This window comes from Campylobacter concisus (assembly GCF_003048615.2).
Classification (GTDB): Bacteria; Campylobacterota; Campylobacteria; order Campylobacterales; family Campylobacteraceae; genus Campylobacter_A; species Campylobacter_A concisus_C.
The window spans coordinates 1722630-1736879 of record NZ_CP049263.1; the positions used below are offsets into that span (position 1 = coordinate 1722630).

The following is a 14250-nucleotide window of genomic DNA, read 5'->3' on the forward strand; positions in this document are numbered from 1 at the left end:
ATTATAAAATTTCTAAAAACTGCTTAAATATATATTTGCTCTCATTAGGACCGCTGCTTGCTTCTGGGTGATGTTGCACCGAGAAGATCGGATAGTCTTTGTATCTCACACCCTCGATCGTGTTGTCAAACAAATTTCTATGTGTCACAACCGCTACTTCAGCGATGCTCTCTGGCACGTTGTAGTTGTGATTTTGTGTTGTTATCTCGATCGCTTTTGTCTCTAAATTTAAGACTGGATGGTTTGCTCCATGCTGACCAAATTTAAGTTTATATGTCTCGTATCCAAAGGCATTTGAAAGCAGCTGGTGTCCAAGGCAGATGCCAAATATAGGAATCCTAGCCTCTATCATTTTTTTGATCTCAGCTATTTCAGCCTTTAAATTCTTTGGCTCGCCTGGACCATTTGATAAAAATACCCCGTTTATCTCGCCATTTTTAAATTTTTCTATCAAAACCTCAGCCTTCGTATCGTGTGGTACCACGATGACCTCAAGGCCAGTTTCGCATAGCTCATTTAGGATATTTCTCTTTACTCCAAAGTCAAAAACAGCTATCTTTTTGCCGATACTTTTTAGCGGTTTATATGATTTTAAATTTCTATCCCAAGCGCCTTTTTTATGCTCGTACTCGTCCATTGCACTGACTGTTTTTACATAGTTTATATTTTCTATACGTCCGCTACTTTCAAGCCTGCGTTTTAGCTCATCTTTGTCGCTTATCTGCGTTGAGATGTATGCCATCAAAGCGCCCTCATCACGTAGCATCTTTGTTAGATATCTAGTATCAACGTCATAAACGCCAAATTTGCCCTGCTCTTCGAAAAATTTGCCTAAAGACTTTTGCGAGCGGTAGTTTGACGGAGTCTCGTTGTAGCTTCTCATTATTACGCCACTTGCGTGAATTCTAAGGCTCTCCATATCATCTTCGTTTATGCCAACGATGCCGATCTCTGGCATAGTAAAGACGATAAACTGACCAGCATAGCTTGGATCGCTCATGATCTCCTCATAGCCAGTCATAGAGGTATTAAAAACGAGCTCGCCTGCACACTCGCCGTGAGCACCAAAGGCCTTTGCCTCTAAAAAAACGCCGTTTTCAATGTAAATATAAGCTTTCATTAAAGCATTCCTCTTTTTTTAAGCTCATCTTGGTATAAACGCTCAAAAATCAGGTCGTATTCATCAGTTCCTGGGATAAGTTTGCGTTTGTAGTTTTGCATCATCTCATAGACGCTATCTTCTATCTTCTCATAACTTTTTAGATACTCATCTATCGAGCTATAAATGACATTTTTTACGCGGTTTTCTGATACGTTATACTCGACCAAATCGCTCTTCCAGATAGCTTCGAGTATCTTGTGAGCGACATTGCTAAATCTATCTTCATGAGTTAAAATGACGTCAAATTCGCCAGCAAGTTTCTTTTTAACGAGCCAAAACATATTTTTGCGGTCGATTTGCATAGTTTGCATCTCGTCCTCGTTTTTCTCTAAAAGCTCATTTACTCGCTCGTCCAGCGCTCTTTCTTTTTGAACATCAGTATTTAAAATTTCACTTGCTTTTGCTACGATTGGCTCGATACCTTTGTTTAACTTTACAAAACCACAGTTTAAAAGATCTATTGCTATTTTATGTGAGACATAAGGGACGTGTGGAAGTTTTATACGCATTTTAAACCTTTAAATTTTTATGCCATTGTAACTAAATAAAGGTAAAACTTTACTTTGAAATTTTAACGACTTTATCATTGTCACTTCTTAGAAAATAAATTTCTCTTCGTCCGTCATAAAGGACTTTGCCGCTTGTTTTTTGCTCGTTTTGTAAATTTGAAGATAGATCTATCTCAAGTGGCTTACTCATAAAATAAGCCTCGCCCAAGCTTCGTCCAAAATCAGGATACCAACTGAGTGCGCAAAGCACGAGCAAAAGCAGATAAAAGGCTCTAAAAATTTTTCTAAATGGCGCGTAAAAGAAACAATATCCAAATATAAAAAACACAGGTAAAAGCCACAAAAAAGGCACATTATCCACAAAAATCACATTGAAATACTCGTTTATGCCGTAGTGTGAAAAGTAGTTGTTGTAAATTCCGACAAATAGCGTAAAAATAGGAGCGAGAACAAATATAATGCCAGTAAAAAATGCATTAAAAATTTTCATAAGCTCTCCTTTTTTCGTGGGATTATATTAAATTTTAGCTTTATTATTACATATATGGTAATACTACGTAAATATAATGCTACTAAAATTTAAATAAAAGCTTAAAAGTATTAAATATTTTTTAATGTATGATGGCAGCTTAAATATCTCTAAACTGCCACTAAATTTATTGTTTCTCGCTTAGATACTCTTGTAAGCTTTTTACTTCAAGTGCTTTGCCAGTTTGAACTGTGCTTAGTGACTTAGCAGCTGCGAGTGCTGCACGGATAGTTGTGAAGTATGGGATCTTAAATCTAAGCACATTTTGGCGGATCTTTTTGCCATCATCCACGCTTGATTTAGTATCGCTTGTGTTTATAACAAGTGCTATGTCGCCATTTTTTAGCCTATCTTCGACGTTTGGTCTGCCCTCGCTTATCTTATAGACAAACTCAGCCTCCACGCCAGCTTCGCTTAAAATTTTATGCGTACCGCCAGTTGCGACGATGCTAAAACCAAGTGCTATTAGCTCTTTTGCAAGATCAGGCGCGTAAGATTTATCAGCGTCAGCTAGCGTTAAAAATACCCTGCCCTTGCTTGGCAAAGTGTTGCTAGCAGCGATCTGGCTCTTTGCAAATGAGCTTGCAAAGTCGTGGCTGATACCCATGACCTCGCCCGTGCTCTTCATCTCAGGGCCAAGGATGAGATCAGCTCCACTTAGCTTGTTAAACGGCAGCACGCACTCTTTTACGCAAACATGCGAACTTACGCGAGGTTTTAAGATATCGCCATCTTCATAAACAACCTTATAATCATCATAAAATTTAAGCGCCTCACGTAAATTTCCCTGCCACATAACTCTTGTAGCCACCTTTGCCATAGGCACGCCAGTAGCCTTGCTCACAAACGGCACAGTCCTGCTTGCGCGAGGATTTACCTCGATCATATAAAGCTCGTTTTCATAGATAGCAAACTGGATATTCATAAGACCAACAACGCCTAAATTTAGCGCGATATCTCTAGTTTGCCTCTCCACTTTTTTTATCATTTCTGCACTTAAGCTCATTGGTGGCAATATGCAAGCTGAGTCGCCAGAGTGAATTCCAGCCTCCTCGATGTGCTCCATTATCGCACCTATATAGACCTCTTTGCCGTCACATATCGCATCCACGTCGAGCTCTTTTGCATCTTGTAAAAATTTATCAAGTAGCACTGGCGAGTGATTGCTAACCTTTACTGCCTCGCTCATATACTCTTTTAGCTCGCTCTCGTTATGCACCCTTCTCATCGCCCTACCACCTAGGACGTAGCTTGGGCGAACAAGCACTGGGTAGCCGATAGTAGCGGCCTTTTGCAAGGCTTCTTCTAGGCTAGTAGCGGTGTCATTTTTAGGCTGAAGGACGCCTATTTTATTTATAAATTCGCTAAATTTCTTTCTATCTTCGGCCACGTCGATCACTCTTGCGGTTGTGCCGATGATCTTAGCGCCGATCACGCTTAGGCGTTTTGCAAATTTAAGCGGAGTTTGACCGCCAAAATGCACGATCACGCCGTCTGGTTTTTCACGCTCGATGACTGATCTAACGTGTTCAAAATCGATCGGCTCAAAGTACAAAATATCGCTCGTGTCGTAGTCGGTTGAGACGGTTTCTGGGTTGCAGTTATACATTATCGTTTTTACGCCAAGGTCTCTTAGAGCGTAGCTTGCATGCACGCAGCAGTAGTCAAACTCTATGCCCTGGCCGATCCTGTTTGGACCGCCGCCTATTATCATCACCTTTTTAGCTTCTTTTACAGGCTCTTTTTTAGGAAATTTAGTAATATTTGTAGTTGAGTAAAGATATGGCGTTAGCGCCTTAAATTCGCCCGCGCAAGTATCGACCTCGTTGTACTCAAGCTCGATGCCAAGCTTCTGCCTAGCAAAATAGATATCATTTTGACTAAGCTCAAGATCGTCTTTTTCATTTATAAGCACAGCTATCATCTTGTCTGAAAAGCCCATGCTTTTGGCCTCTCGCAGTAGCTCTTCGTTGTTTAAGATATCCATGTCTATCTTATCTTCAAATTTAACTATCTCATAAATTTGCTCCAAAAACCAAGGATCGATCTTGCTAAACTCATGCACCTCAGCCACGCTAAATCCATCTCTAAAGGCTTGCGCTAGATATAAAATTCTTCTCTCATTTGCATTTCTGATACCATAAATCAAAGCGTTTTTCTCTAAGCTAAGGCTGTTAAATCCGCAAAGATCACGCTCTAGGCTACAAAGCGCCTTTTGGATGCTCTCTTTAAATGTCCTGCCAATAGCCATGACCTCGCCAACTGACTTCATCGCAGTGCCTAGATATGGGTTTGATCCTGGAAATTTCTCAAATGTAAAGCGTGGGATCTTTGTCACGATGTAGTCGATCACCGGCTCAAAGCTAGCAGGCGTGCCAGTGATGTCGTTTTTGATCTCATCTAGGCTAAAACCAACCGCAAGCAGTGTCGCGACCTTTGCGATCGGGTAGCCAGTAGCTTTACTAGCAAGTGCTGAGCTTCGGCTAACGCGTGGGTTCATCTCGATAACGATCATACGGCCAGTTTTTGGGTCTATGGCAAACTGCACGTTGCTGCCGCCCGTATCAACGCCTATTTCGCGAAGTATGGCAAAACTAGCGTCACGCATAGCCTGATACTCTTTGTCTGTGAGCGTTAAAGCTGGTGCGACCGTGATGCTATCGCCCGTATGCACGCCCATTGGGTCGAAATTCTCGATCGAGCAGACGATGATGCAGTTGTCGTTTCTATCTCTGATGACCTCCATCTCGTACTCTTTCCAGCCAAGCAAGCTCTCTTCTATCAAAATTTCATGTATCGGGCTTGCGTCAAGGCCGGTGTTGGCTAGCTCTTTAAATTCGTCCATATTGTAAGCCACACCGCTTCCTGCGCCACCAAGCGTGTAGCTAGCTCTTATGATGAGTGGAAAGCCTATCTCGTTTGCCGCATTGAGCGCGTCGTCCATGTTATAAGCATATCTACTCTCAGGCAGGTCCATGCCGATCTTTTGCATGGTCGCTTTAAAAATTTGCCTATCTTCGCCCTTTTTTATCGCTTCTGGGTTTGCACCAAGAAATTTGACATCCTTTAAAAGACCGCTCTCAAAGACCTCCATAGCGGCATTTAGCGCCACTTGACCGCCCATCGTTGGCAAGATGGCGTCAATATTTTCTTTTTCGATGATCCTTAAAATGCTATCTTTTGTGATCGGCTCTATATACGTTGCGTCGGCGAAATTTGGGTCAGTCATGATGGTGGCTGGGTTTGAGTTTATGAGCACTACGCGGTATCCAAGCTCTTTTAGCGTCTTGGCTGCTTGCGTGCCTGAGTAGTCAAATTCGCAGGCTTGACCGATGACGATAGGGCCTGAGCCGATTAGCAAAATGGTATTTATATCTGTTCTTTTTGGCATCATTTTTCCTTTGTTACAACGTATAGGTAGTTTGGTATGTTTAGCTTTGCATAGGGCTCAACTATCACGCTTTGATAGGAGCTCTCTTTTAAAATTTTACTCACGCGCCCTACTGGCACCCCACTAAAAAATATCCCGTCAAGCCCGCTCGTAAAGACCTCGTCGCCCTCTTTTGGGCTGAGCCATTGTGGGATAAATTTCACCATTATTTGGCCTTGATTTCCATGCGCGACGCCTGGAATTTTGTCGTTTCCTATATAGACTGCAAATATACTTTTTGGGTCATTTTGCAAGTAAGCTAGAGGCTTGCCATCTTTTGCGATGACGATGCCGGCGCTGCTTCCTTGATAGATGAGCCCGTAAATTTTATTTGGGTCGTATCCTTCAAACTCGCTTATCCAAATTTTATTATAATCCCCGATATGCACGTAACTAAGCCCTTTTACTAGCTTTACGGCTGGGGCGTAGGCAGTTGAGTTTTTATCTTTTAAAATTTGATTTAACTCGTTTGCAAAAGTAGATAGAAGCGTGGCTGAGCGCTCTAGCTCTTTGTTTTGTGCTCTTAGTTTTTCTATCTCGCTAGCCTGCCTAAAATATTCATTTATATAATCTTTCACGCTTTTGGCAAAATTGTCGTATGAATTTATAGCGTAGTTGCTAAATTTGATAGAGATGTTGCTTAAAATTTCGCCCTTAAACATCGAGGCGCCAGCGAGCAACGCTATAAAAACAAAAAGAACAATCTTACTCTTCATTTGTTAGCTGTTGTAAAAGTCCGATCTCTTGAAGTGCCTTGCCTGTGCCTCTAGCAACAGCAAGAAGCGGCTCGTCAGCTACAAATACTGGAAGCTTAACGATATCAGATAAGAACTTATCAAGCCCTCTAATAAGCGCTCCACCGCCAGTTAGCACGATACCAGTCTCGACGATATCGCCAGCAAGATCAGGCGGCATCATCTCAAGCACGGTTTTTAGCGCATCTGCGATCTCTTTTAACGGCTCTCTCATCGCCTCTCTCACATCCTCGCTCGTTAGCTCAACCCTGCTTAAAAGACCGCTCACTTGATCGCGTCCTTTTACCACTACGCTTAGCTCTTTTTCAAGCTGCACAGCAGAGCCCACAGCGATCTTTATCTCCTCGCCTGTTCTCTCGCCTATTAGTAAGTTGTATTTTTCTTTTATGTAATTAACTATGCTGCTATCTATCTTATCACCAGCTGTGCGGATAGATTTTGATATTACCAGACCGCCAAGTGAGACGACACCGATCTCAGTCGTACCACCGCCGATATCAACTACAAGGTTGCCTTGTGGCTCGCGAACTGGTAAATTTGCACCGATCGCCGCTGCCATAGGCTCTTCTATCAAAAATACCTCTCTTGCACCAGCACTTAGTGCGCTCTCTCTAACAGCCTTTCTCTCAACCTGAGTAAGTCCGTAAGGAACCGAGATGATGATCCTTGGACGCAAAAAACTTTTTCTCTTATGCGTCTTTTCTATAAAATAGCGTATCATTCTCTCTGTCATATCAAAATCTGCGATAACGCCATCTCTCATCGGTCTTATCGCCTCGATGTCGCCAGGAGTTTTTCCCACCATCTCTTTTGCAGCGTGGCCGACTGCTAAAATTTTTTGTTTTCCATATTTCTCACGTCTTACCGCAACAACTGATGGTTCATTTATGATTATTCCCTTATCTTTTACCAAAACCAAAGTGTTTGCCGTACCTAAATCTATACCCATATCACTTGAGAAGAAACCTATAACCTGATCTAAAAACATCTATTTCCTTTACGCTATTTTCTTGTCGTGTTTTATTAAAATTGGCTTTGCACCATCTTTTACCGTCTCTTTTGAGATCACGATATCGTAGTCTTTTAGCTCTGGCAGATCATACATTATATCTGTCATGAGCTCTTCCATTATGCTTCTAAGCCCTCTTGCTCCAGTCTTTCGCTCGATAGCAAGGCTCGCTATCTCTTCAAGCGCCTCATCATCAAATTTAAGCGTAGCGCCGTCGATCGCACAAAGTTTTTGATATTGTTTTAATATCGCATTTTTTGGCTCGGTCAAAATTTTAACCATATCCTCTTTTGTTATCTCATTTAATGTAGCCACCACGTGAAGTCTGCCGATTAGCTCTGGGATGAGGCCATATTTTACAAGATCGTCTGGCTCAAGCAGGCTTAGTAAATTTTCTTTTTCGTTTTTACCACGTTTTTCTTGGTTAAATCCAAGTACGTTTTTGCCAACTCTGCGCTCGATAATATCAAGAAGTCCATCAAATGCACCGCCGCAAACAAATAAGATATTTGTCGTATCTATCTGGATGAAGTCTTGGTTTGGATGCTTTCTGCCGCCTTTTGGTGGGATATTTACGACGCTACCTTCGATGATCTTTAAAAGCGCTTGCTGCACGCCCTCACCTGAGACATCTCTTGTGATGCTTCTATTTTCGCTCATTCTAGCGATCTTATCGATCTCATCGACAAATACAATGCCCTGCTCCGCCTTTTTCACGTCGCCATTTGCAGCTTGCAAGAGCCTTGTAAGGATATTTTCAACGTCCTCGCCGACATATCCAGCCTCAGTTAGGCTTGTCGCATCGCAAATCGCGATAGGCACATCAAGAAATCTCGCCAAAGTCTGAGCCATCAACGTCTTGCCGCTTCCAGTTGGACCAACAAGCAAGATGTTTGACTTTGAAATTTCAGTGTCGTCTTTGATGTCGCTTTGTTTAAAAATTCTCTTATAGTGGTTATATACGCCGACGCTAAAGACCTTTTTAGCCCTATCTTGACCAATCACGTAGTTATCAAGTACCGCTTTTAGCTCCTTTGGAGTGAGCTTTTGATACTCTATCACCTCTTCGTTTTTGCTCTCTTCTACACTCGTATCACCATGTATCATATCGTATGCTGCTGCTATACAGTACTCGCATATATAGGCGTTTCCTTCGATATCTGCTAATAATCTTCTCTCAGCAGACTCAGCCTCGCCACAAAAATTACACTTTCTAGCCATTAATCTCTTCCTTTTGCAAGCGGAATTCCTCTTGTCGTTTCTAATATAAATTTACACATTTTTTTAACATTTTCGTCACTGGTTTTTGCGATCAGCTCGTTTGCTTGATCTTTTAGGCTAACGCCTTGATTAAACAAAAATTTATAAGCGCGAACAAGCTCTTCAACCTGCTCTTTGTCAAATCTACGCCTAATGCCAACTAAATTTAAGCTTCTTATATAAGCCCTGTTGCCCTCAGCTAGGCAAAATGGCACTACATCTTGGCTGAGCGCACTAGCCCCTGCGACCATGCAGCTCTCACCCACTCTAACAAACTGGTGAATAGGCGTAAGACCGCCCACAACAGCGTAGTCGCCAAGCTCGACGTGGCCTGCTAGAGTTGCGTTATTTGCCAAAATGACGTTGCTGCCTATTATGCAGTCGTGTGCGATGTGAGAATATGCCATGATAAAGGCGTTATCGCCGATCCTTGTTATGCCATCGCCCTTGTGCGTGCCTGAGTTTATCGTACAAAACTCACGTATAGTTGCGTGCTCACCGATGATGACGCCAGTATCGACCTCATCTTTATAGCTGATATCTTGCGGGATGTCGCCCACGATCGCGTAGCTAAATACACGAGAGTTATCGCCGATCCTCGTCTTGCCAAGCACCCTTGCGCCTTGTTTTATCGTGACGTTGTTGCCAAGGACCGCATCTTTACTTACAAATGCGTAAGCCTCGATATTTGCGTCATCTCCAATGATCGCTCCATCTTCTATAACTGCTGTTTGGTGGATATTTTTCATTGTCTCTCTTTTTTTAAGCAAAAGCCTATTTATCGACTATCATCGCTTTAAGTTCAGCCTCGGCGCATAGCACATCATCGACGTATGCTTTGCCCTCAAGCACCCAGATATTGCCTTTGTGTTTTAATACATTTAATCTATACTCTAGCCTATCTCCTGGGCGGACCGGATGGCGAAATTTCGCTCCGTCTATGCTCATAAAATAGACCACTTTGTTCTCGATGCCAGCTTGATGCTCGTCGCTCATACTCTTAAACGCTAGCACGCCACCAGCTTGCGCCATGCCTTCAATGATCATCACGCCAGGATAGATCGGGTGACCTGGAAAGTGCCCCTGAAATATCGGCTCGCCAATGGTTACATTTTTATAAGCGACGATGTTTTTTGCAGGCTCTAGCTCGACAACTCTATCGATAAGCAAAAAAGGAAATCTATGTGGGAGAATTTTTTGAATTTCTACGACGTCTATCACGTTTTAGCCTTAGTAATGTAAATTTTCGCAGATTGTAACAAATTTATACTAAGAAAAAAATTATTAGCCTCTTTTACAATCTCTGAAATTTAGCCTTAATAGGTCTAAATTTAGCCCTCTAAAACCAAAATTTCTTCACTGTCGTTGTAAAAAACAGCCTTTGCGTAAATTTCGTAGCTGCCCTTTTTGACCTCGTCTAAGATGATGATAGGATTTTGCGAAAACTCCCCGCTTATATCACGGCGAAATTTCATCTCAGCGCCAAGCTCAAGCGGCCTTTTACAAAGCTCATCAACGCTTTTAAATTTGCTATTTGTAAATTTATTAAAGCGCTCTATGCTCATAAATATCGCACCCTCTTTTAGCTCATCATCGATCTCGCAGTCGCGCTCCACATTTAGCTTTAAGCTCTCTCTTTTAAAGCCAGAGTAGAGCACAAAGTAGCTTGGCATCACAGCATTTTGAAATTTAACACTAGCGCGCAAAAGTCTGTAGTTTAAAAATCGCCTTCTAAAAAGGTGAAATTTCTCCCCTCTCGCCTCGCACTCACGCACCTTTTTGTAAAGCTCAAGCCTTGCCTCAATGCTACCATAAAGCGCCCTTGCGTGTAGCTCGCTCATTAGCTCACTTTGAGGCAAATTTTGCGAGTCGCGCTGTTTTTTTAGCGCAAAGACGCAGCCGCAATAATTTTGGTGATAGAGTTTGTCTTTTTTAGCAAGGATAAACTGCTCGCTCGTGCCGCCATTTTTTCTATAATCAACCGCGACCGCCTCTAAATTTGAGCCAGCTACCGCCTCATCAAGCGCCTTTTTAAGCTGAGAAAAGTCCTTTTTTGGGCTCATTAAAAGTGTCGTCGTGATCTTACTAAGTCCCAGCTCAAGCGCCTTTTTAGCGGAGTCTTTCATACGAAAATCAAAGCAGTATTCGCACCTTTTGCCCTTTTCTGGCTCATCTTCAAGTCCCTTTGTGCCGCCAAGCCACGCTTCATAGTCGTATTCGCCACACAAAAGCTTGATGCCAAGCTTCTCACAGCTTCGCTTCACGTCCTCAAAACGCAGTAAAAACTCACTATATGGATGTATGTTTGGATCGTAAAAATAGCCTACTATTCGCTCATTTGGATGATCTTTTCGTAGGCGCTGTAAAAAGTAGTGGCTATCGACCGAGCAGCAGATATGAACTAGCAAATTTGACCTTTTTTGCTTGCATTATATCAAAGTTTATCATCATAAAATTTAGCTGCATCAAGGTATTTTTTAAGGACATTTTGGCTTGTAAGATCTTCAAATTTACCCCACGCCACTTGCTTGCCAGCCTCTATTATTAGCACCTTTTGCGCTATCTTCATCGCACTTAAAATATCATGCGTGATAAAAATAATGCTGATCTTTTCATCTAAGCTTAAAAGCAAATTTATGATCTTTTGCTTCGTCTCGTTGTCAAGCCCGCTTGTTATCTCGTCGCAGATTAGGATTTTTGGTTTTGAAAGAAGCGCTAGCAGTATCCCGACCCTTGTCGCCTCGCCGCCGCTTAGCTGTGACGGATATTTTTCTAAAATTTCATCTTTTAAATTTAGATTTGCTAGAAGCTCTTTGAGCTCATTTTCGCTAAAGCTAAGCTTAAGATATGACCTCACATGAGCGATAGCTGTTTTTACTTTTAGCGCTGGATTTAGGGCTTGTTTTTGGTTTTGCAAGATATATCTGATATCTTTTTTTAGCTCATTTTTGTCCGTGATCTCTTCATTATTTATATAAATTTTGCCCCCACTTTTTGGCTCGCTAAATGATATGAGCTTTGCAAGCGTGCTTTTGCCACTGCCACTTTGCCCCAAAATGGCTAAATTTTCGCCATCATCAAGCTCGTAATTTATCCCCTCTAAAAGGTGCAGCACTTCAGCTCTAGCGTTAAAATGCTCCTTAAAGCTTAAACTTTTTGATACATTTTCAAGCCTGATTTTCACGCATTTTCCTTTAAATTTAGCCGCCCATCTCTCATCTGCCAAATCTCATCACTAAGATAGCTTGTCAGCGCCTCATCGTGCGAGATAAAAATGACGCTCATCTTGCCCTTTAAACTCTCCAAGATGCCCGCCACGTGGCTACCGCTAATGCTATCAAGCCCGCTTGTTATCTCGTCGCAGATTAAAATTTTTGGCTTCAAGCAAAGCGCAAGAGCGATCTGCACACGGCTCGCCTCGCCGCCGCTTAGCTCGTATGAGTATTTGTGCCAGATGAGATTTGCATTACCCAGCCCAAACTCCCTAAAATAAGCAAATGCAAGCTCTTTATTTGATTTATTATCGCCGCCAAGATAGGCGTTAAAGTGATCGCCCACGTTTAAGAGCGGATGAAGGCTGGCAACTGAGTTTTGAAAAACGAGCGCAGCGACCTTTTTTCGGTGCTCTTTTAGCTCATTTTGGCTAAGTTTTAAGATATCTTTTTTATAAATGCTAAATTTATCCGCCCTCACTCTAAAATCATCATCAAAAAGCCTTATTAAACTCTTTGCAAAGAGCGATTTGCCACTGCCACTTGCACCCGTGATACCTATAAATTTACCCTCGCCCATGGCAAAATCAAGCTCTCGCAAAAGCTTCTTATCCTTATAAAAAACGTTTAAATTTTTAATCTCTATCATATTTTTATATTGCCATTTTTTGAATTTGACGTGATGATCGAGGTTGCAAGGATGAGCAAAAAGAGCGTCACGCCAGGGAAAAGCACCATCCACCAAGAGCCCAGAAAAAGCGCCTCTTTGCTCTCATTTAGCATGATGCCAAGGCTTATTTTATTTGCGTCGCTACCCACGCCAAAAAAGCCAAGCGTGGCCTCCATGACGACAGCATTTATCGCATTTATGCCAAAGATGCTAACTACAAGATGCTTTAAATTTGGCAAAATTTCAAAGCATATGAGGCTAAATTTACTAGCTCCATTTATCACGGCCTGCTCGGCGTAGTCGCACTTTTTATTAAGTCTTAAATTTTGCATAAAAACTTTTGCGCCCTGCATAAAGGAGCAAATGGCGATGATAAAAGATGTTATCAAAAGATCTCCGCTACTAAATGAGCTAAAAAGCATTATAAAAACGATGTTTGGTATGCTTAAAAAGGCATCAAGCCCCTTATCAAAAAGGCTCTCGCAAACTCTGCTCTTACTCGTACCAAAATATGCGTAGATGAGCGAGAAAAGCGTCGTTAAAAAGCCAGCTAAAAGCAAGATAAGAAGCGAGTTTTTAAGCGCGTAGGCCACTCTTATGAGATTGTCCCTACCAAGGATATCAGTGCCAAAGATATGCTCGCTACTTGGGGCTAAATTTACCGCCATAAAGTCAGTGAAATTTGGCTCAAATTTAGAAAAAAATGGCGTCACAAAGGCAAATGTGACAAGTGCCAAAAAGACAAAACAGGCTAAGAAAAATATGACTTTTCTCATAAATTTCTCTTATCTGCCAAGATAGCGAAAATTTTAGCCAGTAAATTTGCAAAAACAACAAAAACAGCCGTTAGCAAAATGGTCGCAAGTGCGACTGGATAGTCTTTGGCGATGACTGCATCAAGGCTTAGCTTGCCTATGCCTGGAAATGAAAAAATGCTCTCAATGACGTATGAGCCAGCAAAAACGCCAGCTACAAGGGTTGCGAAATAATAGACTATGTCGGTGCTTGCGTGCTTTATGGCAAAGAGATAAATTTTGCCCCGCCCCAAGCCTCTAGCGTGAGCTGTCTGGATAAAATCAGCGTTTAGGCTTTGATTTAGCGTGTCTCTTACAAATTTTACGTTTGCGCCAAGGTGTGGCAAGATGATGGCAAGCGTTGGTAAGATGATAAATTTAGCCCCCACCCCGCTAGAGCCTAGCTCGTTTGCGCCAGAGCTTGGCAGCACGTTTAGATAGACGCTAAAGATCGCTATTAGCACGAGTGCTACGTAAAAATGCGGCAGTGAAGCCAGTAAAAAGGAGCTAAAGTTTATAAAAATATCGGCAAATTTATTTTTATAAATGGCGCTTAAAAGCCCCAAGAAAAATGACAAAAAAACTATCAGAAAAAATGAGGCAAAAAACAAAATAAGCGAGTTTAAAAGTCTCTCTTTAATGAGTAAAAAAACGCTTGCTCCACTTACAAAGCTAGTGCCAAAGTCCCCAGTGACAAAGTGAGCCAGCCACCTAAAATACTGCACAAAAAAGCCATCTTTTAGCCCCAAATTTTCTAAAATTTGCTCTTTTACAGCCACGCTCACCGCCTCACTTCGCAAAAACATCGCGTCAGTGACATTGCCTGGCAAAAAATATATGAGCAAAAATAGAAAAAATGAGATAAAAAACAGCAACCCAAGGCTTGAGATCGCTGTTTTTAAAATGGCTCTAAACAAAGT

The 14250-nt window shown here is 41.9% G+C and carries 14 protein-coding genes; all 14 read right to left on the reverse strand.

Annotation, left to right across the window (positions count from 1 at the left end):
* Position 1 precedes the first annotated feature (1 nt).
* The 14 genes from carA to CVS89_RS08635 all read right to left on the reverse strand — a co-directional run bounded on the left by carA (position 2) and on the right by CVS89_RS08635 (position 14247).
* Complete coding sequence (gene carA, locus CVS89_RS08570; RefSeq protein ID WP_103573814.1) at positions 2–1120, reverse strand: glutamine-hydrolyzing carbamoyl-phosphate synthase small subunit; 1119 nt, start codon at positions 1118–1120, stop codon at positions 2–4.
* On the reverse strand, positions 1120–1671 hold the full coding sequence (locus tag CVS89_RS08575; RefSeq protein WP_107847309.1) for a DUF507 family protein: 552 nt from the start codon (positions 1669–1671) through the stop codon (positions 1120–1122). The genes carA and CVS89_RS08575 overlap by 1 nt, the downstream gene beginning before the upstream one ends.
* A 49-nt stretch (positions 1672–1720) precedes the next feature.
* The gene (locus tag CVS89_RS08580) at positions 1721–2161 is read right to left on the reverse strand and encodes an isoleucyl-tRNA synthetase (RefSeq protein ID WP_107847307.1); all 441 of its coding nucleotides are present in this window, start codon (positions 2159–2161) and stop codon (positions 1721–1723) included.
* A 166-nt stretch (positions 2162–2327) separates the two neighbouring features.
* Entirely contained in the window at positions 2328–5591 is a 3264-nt protein-coding gene (gene carB, locus CVS89_RS08585) for a carbamoyl-phosphate synthase large subunit (protein ID WP_107847305.1), read from the reverse strand.
* Entirely contained in the window at positions 5591–6346 is a 756-nt protein-coding gene (gene mreC, locus CVS89_RS08590; RefSeq protein WP_004317872.1) for a rod shape-determining protein MreC, read from the reverse strand. Before mreC ends, carB begins: the two co-directional genes overlap by 1 nt.
* Positions 6336–7373 carry a rod shape-determining protein gene (locus tag CVS89_RS08595; RefSeq protein WP_103571742.1) on the reverse strand — a complete coding sequence of 346 codons (1038 nt, stop codon included), beginning with the start codon at positions 7371–7373 and terminating at the stop codon, positions 6336–6338. Before CVS89_RS08595 ends, mreC begins: the two co-directional genes overlap by 11 nt.
* Positions 7374–7382: 9 nt before the next feature.
* Positions 7383–8615, reverse strand: a complete 1233-nt coding sequence (gene clpX / locus CVS89_RS08600; RefSeq protein ID WP_107847303.1) for an ATP-dependent Clp protease ATP-binding subunit ClpX — start codon at positions 8613–8615, stop codon at positions 7383–7385.
* A complete protein-coding gene (lpxA, locus tag CVS89_RS08605; RefSeq protein WP_103581117.1) occupies positions 8615–9403 on the reverse strand; it encodes an acyl-ACP--UDP-N-acetylglucosamine O-acyltransferase in 789 nt (262 codons plus the stop codon). Before lpxA ends, clpX begins: the two co-directional genes overlap by 1 nt.
* A gap of 25 nt (positions 9404–9428) precedes the next feature.
* The gene (gene fabZ / locus CVS89_RS08610) at positions 9429–9875 is read right to left on the reverse strand and encodes a 3-hydroxyacyl-ACP dehydratase FabZ (protein ID WP_004317884.1); all 447 of its coding nucleotides are present in this window, start codon (positions 9873–9875) and stop codon (positions 9429–9431) included.
* A gap of 110 nt (positions 9876–9985) precedes the next feature.
* Positions 9986–11062 (reverse strand): epoxyqueuosine reductase QueH, encoded by a 1077-nt coding sequence (locus CVS89_RS08615; protein ID WP_107847301.1) that lies wholly within the window; start codon positions 11060–11062, stop codon positions 9986–9988.
* Between the two features lie 26 nt (positions 11063–11088).
* Positions 11089–11838 (reverse strand): ATP-binding cassette domain-containing protein, encoded by a 750-nt coding sequence (locus tag CVS89_RS08620; protein ID WP_107847299.1) that lies wholly within the window; start codon positions 11836–11838, stop codon positions 11089–11091.
* On the reverse strand, positions 11835–12515 hold the full coding sequence (locus CVS89_RS08625; protein ID WP_103613263.1) for an ATP-binding cassette domain-containing protein: 681 nt from the start codon (positions 12513–12515) through the stop codon (positions 11835–11837). Before CVS89_RS08625 ends, CVS89_RS08620 begins: the two co-directional genes overlap by 4 nt.
* Positions 12512–13312 (reverse strand): ABC transporter permease, encoded by an 801-nt coding sequence (locus CVS89_RS08630; protein WP_107847297.1) that lies wholly within the window; start codon positions 13310–13312, stop codon positions 12512–12514. Before CVS89_RS08630 ends, CVS89_RS08625 begins: the two co-directional genes overlap by 4 nt.
* Positions 13309–14247 (reverse strand): ABC transporter permease, encoded by a 939-nt coding sequence (locus CVS89_RS08635; protein WP_103586333.1) that lies wholly within the window; start codon positions 14245–14247, stop codon positions 13309–13311. The genes CVS89_RS08630 and CVS89_RS08635 overlap by 4 nt, the downstream gene beginning before the upstream one ends.
* Positions 14248–14250: the final 3 nt, after the last annotated feature.